This is a genomic window from Cytobacillus massiliigabonensis (genome assembly GCF_900199725.1).
Taxonomy (GTDB): domain Bacteria; phylum Bacillota; class Bacilli; order Bacillales; family Cytobacillaceae; genus Cytobacillus; species Cytobacillus massiliigabonensis.
In genome coordinates this window covers 1,284,295-1,299,835 of record NZ_LT904904.1, presented here as the reverse complement: position 1 = coordinate 1,299,835, position 15,541 = coordinate 1,284,295, and the positions used below count along the sequence as shown (strand labels likewise).

Genomic DNA, 15,541 nt, shown 5'->3' with positions numbered 1-15,541 from the left:
CCTCTACCTTGTCTTATTCATGAATTGAAAATTGCTTTAAGAAACGAACATCATTTGTATAAAAATGACGAATATCATCTACCCCATATTTCAGCATGGCAATTCGTTCAACACCCATACCAAATGCAAAGCCTGAGTATTTTTTAGAATCAAAACCTGACATTTCAAGTACATTCGGATGAACCATTCCCGAACCCAATATTTCAATCCACCCAGTCTTTTTACAAATGTTACAGCCTTTCCCTCCACACTTAAAACATGACACATCAACCTCTACCGAAGGCTCTGTGAATGGGAAGAAGCTAGGACGCAAACGAATTTCACGATCTTCACCAAATAATTTCTTCGCAAAAACTTCTAACGTTCCTTTTAAATCAGTCATGCGGATATTTTCACCAACAACAAGACCTTCAATTTGCATAAACTGATGGGAATGTGTGGCATCATCATTATCACGACGGAATACCTTTCCTGGACAAATAATTTTCACAGGACCTTTTCCATCATGCTTCTCCATCGTTCTTGCCTGTACTGGAGAAGTTTGTGTACGAAGAAGCGTTTCTTCAGTTATATAGAAGGAATCTTGCATATCACGAGCTGGATGGTCCTTTGGTAAATTAAGTGCTTCAAAATTATAATAATCTTTTTCCACTTCAGGTCCTTCAGCTACCGTATAGCCCATTCCAATGAATAAATCTTCAATTTCTTCAATAATGCGTGTTAACGGGTGATGGTTCCCAGTTTTAACCGGACGGCCTGGCAGTGTAACGTCAATTTTCTCAAGCGCAAGCTTCTCCTGTACTGCCGCTTCTTCTAAATGCTTCTGCTTTTCTTCTATACCGGCTGCGATTGCATCCCTTACTTCGTTTGCAAGAGCCCCCATTTTTGGCCGCTCTTCAGCAGATAATTTCCCCATTCCTTTAAGGACTTCCGTAATTGGACCCTTTTTTCCTAAATAAGAGACACGAATATCATTCAGTTCTTTTAAATCTGATGCCTGGTTAATACTTTCCAGCGCTTCCGTTTGCAATTCCTTTAAACGTTCTTGCATCTTACTTCCTCCTTTAAATTTCTGTTTTTTGGCAAAATAAAAAACCTCTCCCAATAAAGGGACGAGGTTTTGGATTCGCGGTACCACCCTTTTTAACACAAAAGCAAAAAAACAGCTTATGTATTCGCTTCATTTCGATAACGGCGACAAGCCGGTACATCTTTACATTGAAATGCGGAAACGGCTCTTTCAGCCCTGACAAGCATAAGACAAATCGTACGGAAAGGTGTACTTTACCTTTCTGGGAGATTTGGCTTAGACCCAAGAGGGGCTAGCCGCTGGAGCTAGACAGTTATCTAACTCTCACCGATTTTTCAATGGTCCCGATGTCAACTCTGGAGGTGAATGTTCCTTTGCAATCCCTTAAGAATGCTTTCAGTCTAGGCATTCTCTCCCTGAAAAGTTCTTTCGCAAGCTACTTTTCTCCGTCATTGTTTTATAAATATAATTTGCTGTTTATTATAGTATATTCTTTGCATACTTTCAAACAGTTTCCGGTAAAATAATGCCTAATTTTTATTTCGTAGAGAATAAAGCAGAATTCCAGTTGCAACAGCGACATTTAATGATTCGCTTTTTCCCAAAATCGGAATATAAAGATTAGCAGTCGTTGCAGCCAATAGCTCTTTATTTACACCGCTGCCTTCATTGCCGACGATTAAAGCAAACTTTTCGCTTTGATGTATATCTGTGTACTCTTTCGCATTTTCCAAAGCTGTACCGTATATAGGGATTGCTGCCTCATTCAACTTCTTTACCCAATCAAAAAGATTGCCTCTAATGACTGGCAGATGAAAATGGCTTCCTTGGGCAGAACGCAGGACTTTCGGGTTATAAATATCTACACTGCCCTCCCCAACGATAACAGCATCAATTCCCGCTGCATCAGCAGTTCTAATCATTGTGCCCATGTTGCCTGGATCCTGAACGGCATCAATTAATAAAAGTTTTTTCCCATTAATCGATTCAATATTTATTTCCTGTGAACGGCAAATCGCTACAATCCCTTGTGGCGCTTCTGTATCAGAAAGCTGCATAATAATTTCATCGGTTACAACCGTTACAGAAATGGAACCATAATCCCAGCTTGGGGGAAGGTCCTTATTTTCACTTATAATAATTTCAATAATTTGATCCCCTAAAAGTGCTTCTTCTACAAGGTGAAAACCTTCCACTAAAAAAGTGCCGGATTTATCCCGTTCCTTTTTCGTTAATAGCTTTTTCCATTGTTTAATTTGAGGATTTTTTGCTGAGTGGATATGCTTCATCACTCTTCCTCCTTTATTAGTTTCTTTGTCTAGTTATGGCTGGCTAGACTCTCTTTCCTATAAGCCAATCTGGCTAGAAGGTTAAAGAGCAACCTTCCATCCAGCTCGTCTTATGCTTGTCGGAGCTAAACAGTCGCCTCCACTTTTCTTATTATATCTTACATAATAAATCCGAAAATAGAAAACATATTATTGAAATGATTATTTGGAGGGAGTATGAGCAGATGAACTTAAACTTGCGCAATGCAATTATACACAATGTTACAGGCAATTCTCAGGATGAGTTAAAAGAAACCATAGTTGATGCTATCCAAAATGGAGAAGAGAAAATGCTTCCTGGATTAGGTGTTTTATTTGAAGTCATTTGGAAAAATTCCTCTGATCAGGATAAGCAAGAGATGCTTCAAACGCTTGAAAGTGGTTTGAAATAGTTTAAGACTGGCGCCTGATTGCCGTTTTTTTAAAAAAATACCCCGGAATCCCCGGGGTATTAATATTTTTTATTCAAATGTAATCTTGTTAACCGTTTCTCTATCAAGGCGTTTGATTACTTCAGCAATAAGCTTAACAGCATTCTCATAATCATCACGGTGAAGCATAGCTGCATGTGAATGGATATATCGAGTTGCAATAGTAATGGAAAGGGCTGGTACTCCGTTATGTGTTAAATGGATCGCACCAGAATCTGTGCCACCTCCAGGAACGGAATCAAATTGGTAAGGAATATTCAATTCGTCAGCTGTATCTGTTACAAGGTCACGCAATCCTTTATGAGAAACCATGGATGCATCATAAAGGATAATTTGCGGCCCTTTCCCCATTTTGCTGAGGGCTTCTTTTTCAGTAACTCCTGGCGTATCCCCTGCAATCCCTACATCAACGCCGAAAGCAATGTCCGGCTCAATTTTTTGTGCAGATGTACGTGCACCGCGGAGACCTACTTCTTCCTGAACGGTTCCCACTCCATAAACAACATTTGGATGATCTACATCTTTCAGCTCTTTTAACACATCAATAGCAATCGCACAGCCGATGCGGTTGTCCCAAGCTTTTGCTAAAAGCATTTTCTCGTTATTCATCACAGTAAACTCGAAATAAGGGACAACCATATCTCCTGGCTTTACTCCCCATCCAGCTGCTTCTTCACGGCTAGATGCACCGATATCTATAAACATATCTTTAATATCTACCGGCTTTTTGCGTGCTTCTGGAGACAGAATATGCGGTGGCTTTGAACCGATTACTCCTGTTATCTCTCCCTTGCTCGTTACAATAGTTACACGCTGTGCGAGCATGACTTGAGACCACCAGCCGCCTACTGTCTGGAAGCGAAGAAATCCTTTGTCGTCAATGTTCGTGATCATGAAGCCCACTTCATCCAAGTGACCTGCTACCATAATCTTTGGACCATCTTCTTTTCCTGTCTTTTTCGCAATTAAGCTGCCAAGTCCATCCGTTGTTACCTCATCTGCATATTGGCTTATGTATTTCTTCATGACCTCGCGCGGCTCGCGCTCATTGCCTGGAATCCCTTTTGCATCTGTTAAATCCTTTAGCATTGTTAACGTTGCATCTAATTTCGTCATTTGTTTCGCCTCCCTTAATATGTATTCTTTATCATTATACAAAACCGAAGACTTACTGTGCAAAGATTCAATCAATATTGTGTACTTGTCATTCATAATAACTATCTAAATTATCTACTCATTATGGACAAGAACTCAATCATTTTGGCATGTTTAGCCGTATGCTACTTATGAACATGTTATTAAGGGGTGAAAGGTATGGATATGTGTAAAAAGTGCAAAAGTTCATATGAAAGAGACAGTTATGAATATCTTTGGGATCATGATGAAGTTGACCACGAAGAGTATAACAAAAAGGCATATAAAGATCATCATAAGGACAAAGAAACCTGTGTGGAAGAAATATTACATGCGATACTCATAGCACAGAGAAAAGCTGGAGATGACCATCATGGTAAACATTCATATGATGTATATGAGGAAGAAAAAAAACGAAAGAAAAACACGATCCCTTTTATACTTTACTGCGGCAACTGCAAACCTTTTAAAGCCACTGGAGCCACAACGTATACACCCTATTCAAAACAGAAAAAGTTTGCATGCATTTCTTCGTTCATTTTTAAAATTAAAGATCTTGATGACAAGTGTGCAACGCTTGAATTATTAATCATTAAATCTGATCAAAAATGTGATGATACTGAACCAAAATCGCCATGTAGCCAAATTGACGGCAAAAAGGTAGATGATTTAGTTAAAACAGGAATATATATTAATGTTGACCTCTCATGCTTCTGTTCGATCACATGCTTGCCAGCAGTATATTTATAGATTTGTTGATTAGGCCAGGCCCAATATTTGTATTGGGCCTTCGTTCTTTTATTGATCCCTAAAAACCCAGGTTCTTAATCGAAACATAAACTAATATCCTGCATAGGATGAATTAGTATAGATTGAGGAGGAGCCCAAATGTCTGAAGAAAATAATATGAATGACTATCATTTAACCTATAATAATCCTGATTGCGACTGTCATGATCAACCTTTAATACTTACAAAAATACCGGTCGTATTAGCTGAGGTTGACGTACAAATACATGTAGATGCCTTAATAAAGTTTCCAGCACCCGTATTAGAAATTAAAGATATTAAAAAAAATGTAAAATTAACTGAATGCAGACTTCTATTGCCAACAAACAAATTATTTTTAAAAGGATTTGTCCGTAAAAATATACAATATGCAAGCCCATGCAAAAATAACATAGATTACAGGAAAAAGAACATTGCATCCGATCTACTTTCACTCACTGTTGATGTTCCTTTTCAATGTGTAACAGAAATAAAAGACTTTTTATCAAAGCCCGACATGCCAGAGGTGAACATGCGGAATGAAGTTGACTTTCTCGTATCTAGGCATCTGCCTAATGGATGTCTAAAAAACAAAGAACTGCAAACGAATGATCTTTCCCAGTTTCATCAAGAAAGTACTCAATTTTATAATGAGCTGCCATACTGTGAACTAATCTCTAGCCATATTATTGAATGGGATCAAGCGATCGATCGGTGCCCTTTGCCATATCACCTCGGGGAAGGTACTTTCACAAAAATAGAAGAAAAAATGGTTATAGATATCATTATTAAAGTCCTGCAAAAGCAACAAGTACAAGTTTATCATATGAAAGCACATAAAGATGAGCATAATTGTGATTATTAAAGACATATACAGCAGAGAAAAGTGAGGAGGGCATTGGAGAGGATGCTCATATATGCATCACCTTCCAGAAGTGATGAAAAAAATAAACAATATCAGTACTCATCGTAAATCTAATGTTCATTCATATGGTTCAATCTACAGTAAAAATAATCAGCAAATTACCTCAAATCCCTTAATATATCCTCCTCCGATTATGACTAAAAATCAAATGGAGCAAGCAAATGCCGATTTTGAATTCAAACAAGAGGATCTATTAAATAATGAGGAGGAAAGCAGAGAGGAATTAAATAATACTTCTGTTCAAAGAAAGGAGAAAAAATCTTCGCTGCTGACTCCAACTTCGCCTATGAACAGAGAATCACATTTGATATACAAAGAGGCTGCAAGAAGTAAAGAAGATGCAATACAAGAGAAGGATATTGACCGTATAATCGATGAGGCTTTGTTCCAGGAATCTTCAGATATCAGCGATGAGGAACCTTTAAACGAATTGATTTTTGAAAAACAGGATGAATCTTTTTCCATACAAAATAATGACTCTTCTACTATTAAAGAAGATTCCCCTTTTCATACATCAATACTAGAAGAAGCTAGTCCAGATGATGAATTTTTCATCCTGGATGAATCATTTTCCAATCTAGATCAGCTGTTAGAACCTCCAACAGAGCAAAAAGATCTTCCGACAATTCTTGAAAGAATTTCCTCCATGCTAAGGGATGTTCATGCAGCAAAGGAGCAATTTCCTATCTTAGAAGAAGAACGTTTCTCTGAACAGGATAAACCTTATCTTTCATTAGAGGAATCTTCCATCATTAGTGATGACACAAATATACCTAGCCATTTTACACAGTACAAGAACACTCCAACCATGAACGCACAAAAAAAAATAGTAAAGTTCCCAATTTTGCTTGCTAAAGTAGACATAAATACTGAAATTTGGGAATCCTTCGATTTACTAAAGCCAACAGTCAATGTAACAAAAATTGAATGGTCCAGTCCATCTTTCGATTGTCATATCCTTTTCCCTTCAGATACTTTAGTATTGAACGGAACATTAATAGCTAATATTGAATATGTAAAGGATGATCCTTCTCGCGATATTTGTAACCTTAAGATTCCTATTTCATGGAAAAAATTCGCAAACATTCATTGGATCTCTCCGCCTATTTTGCCTATAAGCAACCAAAGGGAATTTTTGTTTTCATCTCCACTTGAAAATGAAATCAGCGTCCACCAAACATGTGAACAAGTTTTTGCTGATGACATAGAGTTTGAGCTGCGCAGCACGAGCATTACTTGGCATAAGGAGATTAGCTCAGAGAAAAAAACATCCTTTCTCCATATTAAAGGCAGCATCCAATTATCAATTGATCTCTTGCAGAAACAATATATAGACGTTCATTCACTTGAACCTTTCCTGTAAAAATTAGTGAAAGGGGTGCATTCAATTACAGCACCCCTTCATTCATTGATCATTATTGACCTGTAATGTTTTTAAACTTTTCCCAAACATTTAGTGGTGTTGCTTCCGTTTGAATTGTATCCAATGTCTTTAAATCAGTTACTTCCGGTTCACAAAGATCTCCAGCAGCTCCAGGAGCCCCTGCTCCATCGGCTACAATTTGTTGTCTTTGAGTCAATTTTAAAATTAGAATAACTTCCATTTTTTCTGTGATTTTATTGAAGCGTCCCCATTGATCGAAATTGTGCAGGATATCCCATTGATTCACAGCTGATGCAAGCAATTTGCAATTAATTGGTTCATTATTCACTTCAAATGTTAAGGAACCAAAATTGCAGCGATCAGCACCCATTCCATCCTTAGCAAGCTGTCTTCTTTCAAGAATATTGCTTTTTACGCTAAATTCACCGAAAGGAAAAGCAACAGGGTTAGCCAACTCTACTTGTTGAAAGCACTTAAATGGAACATTTACATTAAAGTCTCTTACAAATCCGCTGCAGCTATCGACAAATTGAATATTTTTGTGTACATAGCCTTCCACAAATAGCTTAACTAAAAGTGGGTTACCAACAACTGGAAGGGCTTTACATTGCGTTAATTTTACATTTTTTCGGATTTGTTTAATATCTCTTGCGGGAACAGGAAGGTGTACATCTGCTTCGGATAATGTTTGAATTAATACATCTGCAAGAACAACTGTTTCTTCTATTGTGTCTGCCACTGCAAACTGATCAGCTTCACAAAATAAGGTCTTTGATTTAGCCTCTTGACATGCAGGCAGTGGTGGGCAAACTTCATGCTTACTATTCTGTACCACACCTTGCCCACAACATCCATTATTAGTTCTTCTCATTCATTCCACTCCTTATTGGATATTGATATTGCTTTTTTGATTCTCTATAACTTATGTCAATAAATAAAATTGGAGTGGACAAGTAACCTCCTACCTTATATTTTTTAAAAAAATTTTTCATAAAGACCAAATCGGGCTAATGATTATACTCAAAGTTTCTGAAAAATAAAAATTAAAACCTCTTATTAGAAATAATGTGCTTATTAATAGCTCAAATGATTATTAAATTTGTTTAATGAATCTTGGGATTGTTCATTTAATGGATCTTTGGGAGTTAAGAATGATATATGGCTACCGATTTATACTGGGGATTCTAATTTCGGGCGGCATGATCGCTTCATGACTCCCAATTTATTCTGGGGATTCTAATTTCGGGCGGCATGAACGCTTCATGGCTCCCTATTTATTCTGGGGATCCTATTTTCGGGCGGCATGATCGCTTCATGGCTCCCTATTTATTCTGGGGTTCCTATTTTCGGGCGGCATGATCGCTTCATGGCTACCAATTTATTCTGGGGATCCTATTTTCGGGCGGCATGAACGTTTCATGGCTCCCTATTTATTCTGGGATCCTTTTTTCGGGCGGCATGAACGTTTCATGGCTCCCTATTTATTCTGGGGATCCTATTTTCGGGTGGCATGATCGCTTCATGACTCCCTATTTATTCTCGGGATTCTATTTTCGGGCGGCATGAACGCTTCATGGCTCCCTATTTATTCTGGGATCCTTTTTTCGGGCGGCATGAACGTTTCATGGCTCCCTATTTATTCTGGGGATCCTTTTTTCGGGCGGCATGATCGCTTCATGACTCCCTATTTATTCTGGGGATTCTATTTTCGGGCGGCATGAACGCTTCATGGCTACCTATTTATTCTGGGATCCTTTTTTCGGGCGGCATGAACGTTTCATGGCTCCCTATTTATTCTAGGGTTCCTAATTTCGGGCGACATGAACGCTTCATGGCTACCAATTTTTCATAAGCACCTTGGTTTGAGCTTTATGATCATGTTCTTATAGCAAGCTGTCAAATTTGCTTTACTTCTCCACATAATAGGTATACTTCCCATACCCTATTTTTTTGAAGTTCTTTGAAAGTACCCTTTGTATCGTCTTCTTAGATTGAATGATTTCACACCATTCTTGGATAGAATTAGTTGTAACTTTACAATTTGGAAAAAGAAATTTATATTCTTCTACACTGCGCATAACAGCTAAATAGGCAGCTTCTTTACAGCCACAAGATTCACAAATTAATGTTTCTAAAGTCAGAGCAGCCATAAAGGAATGGCAGGCTGCACAAGGAATTCCCTTGACCAACTGGTTATAACTATAATCAGGCAGTCTGATATATGGTGATTCTTTTAAATGGAGAGCGACTAATTTTTCAGCTAGTTTTAGCTGTCTGTCTTTAATTTCAAAAGTCTTCATATTTAATTTGTTTGCGAATCGATTTAGCTGAGAGGAAAAAATAATTGGAGTCTTAAGAGGAACTTGATATAAGTAAAAGGCAGGGTTAATAAAAATAATCTTCGCTTCAGTTAAAGTTTTGTATCCTAGATCTTGCAGCAAACGCCTGAATAAAGGTTCGTTTCGACTCAACTGGTGTATAGGATTCTTAATTTCAGCATTTGATATGGCATACCATCTTTCCCCATCAATATAAAAATCACCTTCATAATTTTTCACTTCAAAAAGGTAAATCAACTCTGGGGATATGATCAAAGTATCAATTTGAAATACGGTATGATTGTATTCCAGCAACAAATCATGTAATACTAGCCAACCCTTTGACAAGTTCGTCTGTATCCATTCATCAAACTTCTTCTCACCCAAAAAACCTTTTTCCATATTCAAATAGTAATTCATTTCTTTCTCTGATAAAATCTTTCTTCTATTTAAATATCTAAGAAGCTTTAATTCTGCTGGTTCACAGCGAGTTTTTACTAACACCTTCAACACCCTCCATTTTAAAATATAACAACGAGGAAGTAAGAGCCTCCCTTTAATTTTAAGACTATTCATGAAAAAAACAAGCATTTCAAAATAAAAAGAGGAGCCGTTCCTAAACTCCTCTAAAATACCTTTCTACTATATATACGGATCGAAAGCATCCATGAAAAACTGTAGAAAATCACTACCGATAAGAACAGCAATAAATACTGCTGAGAAGTACTAAAGGATAAGAATGTTTGAACTGCTTCTCTTATTCTATCATTTATATCAGGTATAAATTTATTAGCAATAATCATATAAATAACAAACGAAACGCCCATTGCTATCATTAAATACTGGCTCTTCAATAAGTAAGAAAATGGAAAGGACAGAGAAACAAATATCGCAACAATACTAATTATTAAAAACATTTGTTTCCACTGGATTATTTCTCTATGAATAATCCAATTTCCAAAAAAAATAGTCAAAAGAACTAGAATAATAAAAACGATAGCGCCAATGTATTTGGAACTGACAATTTCCTTTCGCGTATACGGCAAAGAATTTAATAAGAGATTGATTGAGGATTTTTCATCAATTGCAAAAGCATTCATAATAATAGCAATGCAAAATATAATAGCTACATAGCTAGGAGAAGAACCTGTAAATAAATAGAAGAATAATATTGGCAACAGAATCATTAAGGTTTTTTTCTGTAATAGAATATCCTTAAAAATTAGATTTAACATAGTTTTCTCTTCCTTTCTTTGTATACAGCATGATATCTTCAAGTGTCGGTTTCTCCATAATGACCGCCTCCCCAAAAATAGCTTCTGTTCTTTTTTTGTTCGTCGTTAATGCCTCAAATCCATGATTGGATTTTCGAATCGCGATAAATTCTTTCTCTGTATCACGATCTAATAGATTCGTTTCACCTTTCACAATTGCATATTCTTCTTCGATTTTATAATACTCTTTTGTAAAAATATGCTGTCCGTTATGGATAAATGTGATGTAATCTGCGATTCTGTCTAAATCTGTCGTAATATGCGTTGAAAAGAAGATGGTTCTTTCCCCATTCTGCATGAGGTCATGAAGAATATCTAACAGTTCTCTCCGAAATATTGGGTCTAAACCAGATGTTGGCTCATCCATAATAATCAATTCAGCATGGTGTGATAATGCCATTGTTAAAGATGTCTTCATCATCATGCCTTTTGAAAAGTCTTTTATATTTTTTGTTAATGGCAATTCAAACATGTCTACATACTGTTTAAACACTGCATCGTCCCAGTGTTTATAAGCTGGTTTTATCATTCGTTTCATTTCGGCCAATGTAATATTTTCATAAAAGACATTATCATCAAACACAAAGCCAATTCGTTGTTTTATTTCTTTTTCGTGCTTTTTATAATCCAATCCAAATATTGAAATCGTTCCGCTATCCGGCTGTAATAAATTCATAATCATCTTAATGGCTGTAGACTTCCCTACTCCATTCCCACCAATAAACCCTGTAACAAAGCCTTTCTTAACTGAAATCGATAAATCTTTCATTTGGAATCCGTTAAAAGCCTTATTTACATGCTTTAGTTCAATTACATTCTCCATCACACTTCCTCCTTATATAACATCGTGAGCAGTTCCTTTAATTCTGTTAAATCTATCCCTATTTCTTTACTATTTTGAACCGCAGCCATTAACTGCTCTTCTATTACTTTCATTTTTCGCTCCCGGATCAACTCATTATTTTGTTCAGACACAAACGAACCTTTTCCAACCACAGAAAAGATAAAACCGTTTTTTTCAAGCTCTTCATATGCTCGTTTTGTTGTTATAACACTCACATCTAAATCCTTAGCTAACTGGCGCATGGAAGGTAAAGACTGTCCAGCTTGTAATTCATTGGTCAAAATATGCTTCTTGATTTGGGCATAAATCTGTTCATAAATAGGTTCTTTTGAATGATTAGAAATGATGATTTGCATGCAAAACCCTCTTCTAGCAATATTGTATATATACTTTATATACAATATACACAAAATTTAAGCTGTTTACAATATATTTCCACAAAAAAAATAAAAGCTACCACAATACCTGTGGTAGCCAAACTTTCTCAATATCCTTCCTGCTGTCTCTGATAATTCACTTCATTTTTATCCAAATAGGCCTGTTCAGTCTCTTCCGAATGAAACCCTAATAGTTCACCTAAATGCAAATAGGCTTGGAATAAAATTTTATACTCCTGCAAAGACTTGCCAGCTCTAAATTTACTGATCAGTTCGTAAATCAATAAAAATTGATCATTTACTGATTCCGCTTTATGTATATTTGCCTTGTAATCTTTCTCCGTCTCGAATCCACATTCGAGCCCGAGGGACAATATAAAATGGATTCCATCCACATACTCCTCCAAGATTACTTTTCTTTCTGAAGGCTGTTTGAGGCTCCAAAACTTGAAGCATCTTGTTTCATTTGCCAATTCACCTAACTCTACTAACAAAGCAAGTGTTTTACGATCAAACAAATCTTCGTTCTCCAACTGATGCTGGCTTTCAATATGCTGATCAAGCCCCTTTTGCATAGCAAATAACTTTTGATAATTCATGAGTCACCATCCTGATTTTTCAACCTATCCGTTTACATATTACTTTATGAGGATATAAAAATTATAACAAATAAAAAAAAAGATGAAACTTTTTTATTGTCTATCCGTATTTAAAGGAAAATGCATTGGAGGGCTTGTTATGATGTGGCTGTTACGCTTTCTTTTATTTGCTCTTATTATCTTTCTAATATATACAACAGTAAGATATTTACTAAATCCAAAGCGCAAGCTGGAACTTGCCCATGAGCAGAAACGCTATTATTTTTTGGATGACCAAAACAATGTCAGGAAAAACTTTCTAATTACTTATAAAGGTGTATTATTTGAAGGAGAAAAGTATTTAGGCACGACTGATAATGCTTTTGAGGTCATATCCATCTTCGTTTGGCCTCACAGTACATCAGCCCTTAAAGGAATGGTCCGGGAGGATTTTCATTTCATTGAAAGAAAAATTATCGAGCAATACCCAAATGCAAGAGTAGATTGGAAAAGTCCTATAAAGGAATTTATGGAAAAGAGCCATTCTTCCTCTACTCCATTTGGCGACCTTATCTAAAAAACGTTCGGTTTTCAACTGCCCCCCAATGTTATTGTCTAACAATTGGGGGGCAGTTGAATTTTCCGAACGTTTATAGCTTCCGCATTTCTTATACCGTTTTAAAAAATTCCCGCCACTTTATGATCGTTACTTTTTCTCTTAAGATAAATACAAGAATGGCCAGCGAGAACAGGATTAACAGGATCATTGAAGGAGTAAATCTGCTTATAAACTCGCCAAATACAGTGTAAAAAACCGCCAATGGCAAGTTTGTAATCCACGAATGCTTCAAGTAATCTTGAAAACTTTTATTTCTCTCAATGAGGCAAAAATTTAATAGATGATAATGAATAAACGGAATTAACCGCAGTACTGCAACTTGGCCTACCGTTAAATTCCGGTATTCTCCAAACCAGCGCTTTTTTAATTTGGTTAGCTTTTTATGCGTTTTCGGCATTTTGTTAATAAGAACGTAAAAGAAAATACTGCTGAGCATTAATCCGATCATTGAAAATACACTGCCAAAGAAGCTCCCGAACAATATTCCACCCGTTAAGCAAACAAGCGGAACAGGAATAAATAAAAACTGCCGGAGAATATGAAATAAAATAAAGGCAATTGGAGCTAATATACCAGCTGTTTCAACCATCACAAACAGCATTGTTAGTTGATCATCCACCTTCACTCACCTCTTTAAGCTGTATTCTACTAGTCTTTTACAGCTTATTGAAGGGGCAAGCCGGTTATGACAAAAGAATAAGGAGGTACAGGCAAAGAGCGATTTCGATCAAAGCGAGAACAGGCAATCCTAATTTAAATTGGAGATGCTTTGTTTTATGTCTAAATGCTTTCATTCCAAAAGTCATTCCCGTTGCCCCAAGGAACAGTGCAACAAGCCATAATGTTTTTTCACTTATGCGATACTCGTTCTTTCTTGCCTTTGTCTTATCTGCCTTCATTATGTAAAAGCCAGCAAGATTAATAATAATAAAATAGATCATCAATATATAGAGCATTTCTTCTCTCCTTTAGGACGTCTTTATAGACAAAAAGCCATCCTCTTTCGAGAATGGCTTTTCTATATCAAACTAAATTATTTATTAAGGTTTTGCTTAGCAACTGATGCTAATTCAGCAAAAGCTTTTTCGTCAGCGATTGCTAATTCAGCAAGCATTTTGCGGTTTACTTCGATGCCAGCAAGCTTTAAACCATGCATTAAACGGCTGTAAGAAAGACCGTTCATACGAGCTGCTGCGTTGATACGAGTAACCCATAATTTGCGGAAGTCGCGCTTTTTCTGACGACGATCGCGATATGAATACATTAAAGATTTCATTACTTGTTGGTTAGCAACTTTATATAATGTATGTTTGGAACCGAAATAACCTTTAGCTAATTTAAGAACTTTTTTACGACGTTTGCGAGTAACTGTACCGCCTTTTACACGTGGCATATGATTTCCCTCCTAATTTCGAGCTTTACTTAAGATTTACTAGTAAGTTACGGATGCGTTTGTAATCGCCTGAAGAAACAAGTGTTCCTTTGCGAAGCTTACGCTTTTGTTTTTGAGATTTGTTAGCAAACATATGGCTTCTGTAAGCGTGTGAACGCTTAAGTTTACCAGATCCTGTTCTTTTGAAACGCTTAGCAGCGCCGCGGTGAGTTTTCATTTTTGGCATTTGGAATTCCTCCTCTTACTTGTCATTGTTTTTAGGTGCTAAGACCATAAACATGCTTCGGCCGTCCATTTTTGGATGTGATTCCACAACCCCAACTTCATTACACGCTTGTGCAAATCGGATTAAAACGCGCTGGCCAATTTCCTTATGAGTAATCGCACGTCCTTTGAAACGGATGGATGCTTTTACTTTATCGCCTTTTTCAAGGAATTTAATCGCATTGCGAAGCTTTGTATTAAAATCATGTTCCTCAATTGTTGGACTCAGACGAACTTCTTTAATACTAATGATCTTTTGATTTTTACGAGCTTCTTTCTCTTTCTTCTGCTGCTCGAATTTGAACTTTCCATAGTCCATGATACGGCCTACAGGAGGCTTTGCATTCGGTGCAACTAGAACAAGATCCAGATTTACACGAGCAGCAATTTCAAGTGCTTCGTTTTTTGTTTTAATACCTAATTGCTCGCCATTCTGATCAATGAGACGAATTTCGCGGGCGCGAATGCCCTCGTTTAACAACATATCTTTGCTAATAGTTAGACACCTCCAAGGTTTAATGCGAACACAATGTTTGGGTCAAGAATGACACGAAAAGCGCGGGGCGCTTTACTTTTATAAGAAGCTGCCAGCTGCACTAGACCAAAACTAAAGTCGCAAGTAATACATTTCATTCCGGCTCAGGTAGAGCAGATTGTTTTAAGCAAATAAAAAAAGTGTGGATGAAAACACCCACACTTTACGGACAAATTTAAACTTAAAATGTTCACGTAAAACCTGCTAACAGCTGACATAAGCGTCAATCAGGTGAGAAGCGGGTGCTTCTTCTTTTCCTCAAACTGTATTCAATTACCTTAGATACTATATCACAAAGCAGTATGTCATGTCAAACGTATCATTTTTATAACAACGAATT

19 protein-coding genes and 1 other annotated feature are annotated in these 15,541 nt (G+C 36.8%); of the genes, 5 read left to right on the top strand and 14 right to left on the bottom strand.

Annotated elements, in window-relative coordinates; genetic code table 11:
- Positions 1-13: 13 nt before the first annotated feature.
- Positions 14-1,051 (bottom strand): phenylalanine--tRNA ligase subunit alpha, encoded by a 1,038-nt coding sequence (pheS, locus tag C1726_RS17510; RefSeq protein ID WP_102274327.1) that lies wholly within the window; start codon positions 1,049-1,051, stop codon positions 14-16.
- A gap of 509 nt (positions 1,052-1,560) precedes the next feature.
- Positions 1,561-2,319: a TrmH family RNA methyltransferase gene (locus tag C1726_RS17505; protein ID WP_102274326.1), complete on the bottom strand. Its 759-nt coding sequence runs from the start codon at positions 2,317-2,319 to the stop codon at positions 1,561-1,563.
- A gap of 224 nt (positions 2,320-2,543) precedes the next feature.
- Here C1726_RS17505 and sspI point away from each other — a divergent pair, with 224 nt between their 5' ends.
- The gene (gene sspI, locus C1726_RS17500; RefSeq protein WP_102274325.1) at positions 2,544-2,750 is read left to right on the top strand and encodes a small acid-soluble spore protein SspI; all 207 of its coding nucleotides are present in this window, start codon (positions 2,544-2,546) and stop codon (positions 2,748-2,750) included.
- A 69-nt stretch (positions 2,751-2,819) separates the two neighbouring features.
- Here the strand turns inward: sspI and C1726_RS17495 are convergent, their stop codons facing one another.
- Entirely contained in the window at positions 2,820-3,905 is a 1,086-nt protein-coding gene (locus C1726_RS17495) for a M42 family metallopeptidase (protein WP_102274324.1), read from the bottom strand.
- Positions 3,906-4,103: 198 nt separating this feature from the next.
- On the opposite strand from C1726_RS17495, the gene C1726_RS17490 reads away from it, so the two are divergent.
- The 3 genes from C1726_RS17490 to C1726_RS17480 all read left to right on the top strand — a co-directional run bounded on the left by C1726_RS17490 (position 4,104) and on the right by C1726_RS17480 (position 6,978).
- The gene (locus tag C1726_RS17490; RefSeq protein ID WP_102274323.1) at positions 4,104-4,673 is read left to right on the top strand and encodes a CotY/CotZ family spore coat protein; all 570 of its coding nucleotides are present in this window, start codon (positions 4,104-4,106) and stop codon (positions 4,671-4,673) included.
- A 138-nt stretch (positions 4,674-4,811) separates the two neighbouring features.
- Positions 4,812-5,555, top strand: coding sequence for a CsxC family protein (locus C1726_RS17485; protein ID WP_102274322.1), 744 nt, complete (start codon positions 4,812-4,814; stop codon positions 5,553-5,555).
- 52 nt (positions 5,556-5,607) lie between these two features.
- Positions 5,608-6,978, top strand: a complete 1,371-nt coding sequence (locus tag C1726_RS17480) for a hypothetical protein (RefSeq protein ID WP_102274321.1) — start codon at positions 5,608-5,610, stop codon at positions 6,976-6,978.
- A gap of 52 nt (positions 6,979-7,030) precedes the next feature.
- Here the strand turns inward: C1726_RS17480 and C1726_RS17475 are convergent, their stop codons facing one another.
- The 6 genes from C1726_RS17475 to C1726_RS17450 all read right to left on the bottom strand — a co-directional run bounded on the left by C1726_RS17475 (position 7,031) and on the right by C1726_RS17450 (position 12,411).
- Positions 7,031-7,870 (bottom strand): CsxC family protein, encoded by an 840-nt coding sequence (locus C1726_RS17475; RefSeq protein WP_180968236.1) that lies wholly within the window; start codon positions 7,868-7,870, stop codon positions 7,031-7,033.
- 1,036 nt (positions 7,871-8,906) lie between these two features.
- Positions 8,907-9,821, bottom strand: a complete 915-nt coding sequence (locus tag C1726_RS17470) for a nuclease-related domain-containing protein (RefSeq protein ID WP_102274320.1) — start codon at positions 9,819-9,821, stop codon at positions 8,907-8,909.
- 122 nt (positions 9,822-9,943) lie between these two features.
- On the bottom strand, positions 9,944-10,552 hold the full coding sequence (locus C1726_RS17465; protein ID WP_102274319.1) for an ABC-2 transporter permease: 609 nt from the start codon (positions 10,550-10,552) through the stop codon (positions 9,944-9,946).
- Complete coding sequence (locus tag C1726_RS17460) at positions 10,533-11,414, bottom strand: ABC transporter ATP-binding protein (RefSeq protein ID WP_102274318.1); 882 nt, start codon at positions 11,412-11,414, stop codon at positions 10,533-10,535. The genes C1726_RS17465 and C1726_RS17460 overlap by 20 nt, the downstream gene beginning before the upstream one ends.
- Entirely contained in the window at positions 11,414-11,791 is a 378-nt protein-coding gene (locus C1726_RS17455; RefSeq protein WP_102274317.1) for a GntR family transcriptional regulator, read from the bottom strand. The genes C1726_RS17460 and C1726_RS17455 overlap by 1 nt, the downstream gene beginning before the upstream one ends.
- A gap of 128 nt (positions 11,792-11,919) precedes the next feature.
- Entirely contained in the window at positions 11,920-12,411 is a 492-nt protein-coding gene (locus tag C1726_RS17450) for a dUTP diphosphatase (protein WP_102274316.1), read from the bottom strand.
- Positions 12,412-12,550: 139 nt separating this feature from the next.
- On the opposite strand from C1726_RS17450, the gene C1726_RS17445 reads away from it, so the two are divergent.
- A complete protein-coding gene (locus C1726_RS17445; RefSeq protein ID WP_102274315.1) occupies positions 12,551-12,967 on the top strand; it encodes a sigma-w pathway protein ysdB in 417 nt (138 codons plus the stop codon).
- Positions 12,968-13,058: 91 nt separating this feature from the next.
- Here C1726_RS17445 and C1726_RS17440 read toward each other — a convergent pair whose 3' ends face one another.
- The 5 genes from C1726_RS17440 to infC all read right to left on the bottom strand — a co-directional run bounded on the left by C1726_RS17440 (position 13,059) and on the right by infC (position 15,150).
- Positions 13,059-13,628, bottom strand: a complete 570-nt coding sequence (locus C1726_RS17440; RefSeq protein ID WP_102274314.1) for a TVP38/TMEM64 family protein — start codon at positions 13,626-13,628, stop codon at positions 13,059-13,061.
- A gap of 64 nt (positions 13,629-13,692) precedes the next feature.
- Positions 13,693-13,965 (bottom strand): DUF1294 domain-containing protein, encoded by a 273-nt coding sequence (locus C1726_RS17435; RefSeq protein WP_102274313.1) that lies wholly within the window; start codon positions 13,963-13,965, stop codon positions 13,693-13,695.
- Positions 13,966-14,042: 77 nt separating this feature from the next.
- Positions 14,043-14,402 carry a 50S ribosomal protein L20 gene (gene rplT, locus C1726_RS17430; RefSeq protein ID WP_102274312.1) on the bottom strand — a complete coding sequence of 120 codons (360 nt, stop codon included), beginning with the start codon at positions 14,400-14,402 and terminating at the stop codon, positions 14,043-14,045.
- Between the two features lie 25 nt (positions 14,403-14,427).
- Entirely contained in the window at positions 14,428-14,628 is a 201-nt protein-coding gene (rpmI, locus tag C1726_RS17425; protein WP_009333215.1) for a 50S ribosomal protein L35, read from the bottom strand.
- Positions 14,629-14,643: 15 nt separating this feature from the next.
- Positions 14,644-15,150, bottom strand: a complete 507-nt coding sequence (gene infC, locus C1726_RS17420; protein ID WP_102274311.1) for a translation initiation factor IF-3 — start codon at positions 15,148-15,150, stop codon at positions 14,644-14,646.
- Positions 15,151-15,327: 177 nt separating this feature from the next.
- Positions 15,328-15,461 (bottom strand) — a sequence feature (ribosomal protein L20 leader region).
- Positions 15,462-15,541: the final 80 nt, after the last annotated feature.

Coding starts and splice junctions, on each gene's coding strand:
- pheS (WP_102274327.1), bottom strand. CDS start 1,051: ATGCAAGAACGTTTAAAGGAATTGCAAACGGAAGCGCTGGAAAGTATT.
- C1726_RS17505 (WP_102274326.1), bottom strand. CDS start 2,319: ATGAAGCATATCCACTCAGCAAAAAATCCTCAAATTAAACAATGGAAA.
- sspI (WP_102274325.1), top strand. CDS start 2,544: ATGAACTTAAACTTGCGCAATGCAATTATACACAATGTTACAGGCAAT.
- C1726_RS17495 (WP_102274324.1), bottom strand. CDS start 3,905: ATGACGAAATTAGATGCAACGTTAACAATGCTAAAGGATTTAACAGAT.
- C1726_RS17490 (WP_102274323.1), top strand. CDS start 4,104: ATGGATATGTGTAAAAAGTGCAAAAGTTCATATGAAAGAGACAGTTAT.
- C1726_RS17485 (WP_102274322.1), top strand. CDS start 4,812: ATGTCTGAAGAAAATAATATGAATGACTATCATTTAACCTATAATAAT.
- C1726_RS17480 (WP_102274321.1), top strand. CDS start 5,608: ATGCATCACCTTCCAGAAGTGATGAAAAAAATAAACAATATCAGTACT.
- C1726_RS17475 (WP_180968236.1), bottom strand. CDS start 7,870: ATGAGAAGAACTAATAATGGATGTTGTGGGCAAGGTGTGGTACAGAAT.
- C1726_RS17465 (WP_102274319.1), bottom strand. CDS start 10,552: ATGTTAAATCTAATTTTTAAGGATATTCTATTACAGAAAAAAACCTTA.
- C1726_RS17460 (WP_102274318.1), bottom strand. CDS start 11,414: ATGGAGAATGTAATTGAACTAAAGCATGTAAATAAGGCTTTTAACGGA.
- C1726_RS17455 (WP_102274317.1), bottom strand. CDS start 11,791: ATGCAAATCATCATTTCTAATCATTCAAAAGAACCTATTTATGAACAG.
- C1726_RS17450 (WP_102274316.1), bottom strand. CDS start 12,411: ATGAATTATCAAAAGTTATTTGCTATGCAAAAGGGGCTTGATCAGCAT.
- C1726_RS17445 (WP_102274315.1), top strand. CDS start 12,551: ATGATGTGGCTGTTACGCTTTCTTTTATTTGCTCTTATTATCTTTCTA.
- C1726_RS17435 (WP_102274313.1), bottom strand. CDS start 13,965: ATGCTCTATATATTGATGATCTATTTTATTATTATTAATCTTGCTGGC.
- rplT (WP_102274312.1), bottom strand. CDS start 14,402: ATGCCACGTGTAAAAGGCGGTACAGTTACTCGCAAACGTCGTAAAAAA.
- rpmI (WP_009333215.1), bottom strand. CDS start 14,628: ATGCCAAAAATGAAAACTCACCGCGGCGCTGCTAAGCGTTTCAAAAGA.
- infC (WP_102274311.1), bottom strand. CDS start 15,150: ATGTTGTTAAACGAGGGCATTCGCGCCCGCGAAATTCGTCTCATTGAT.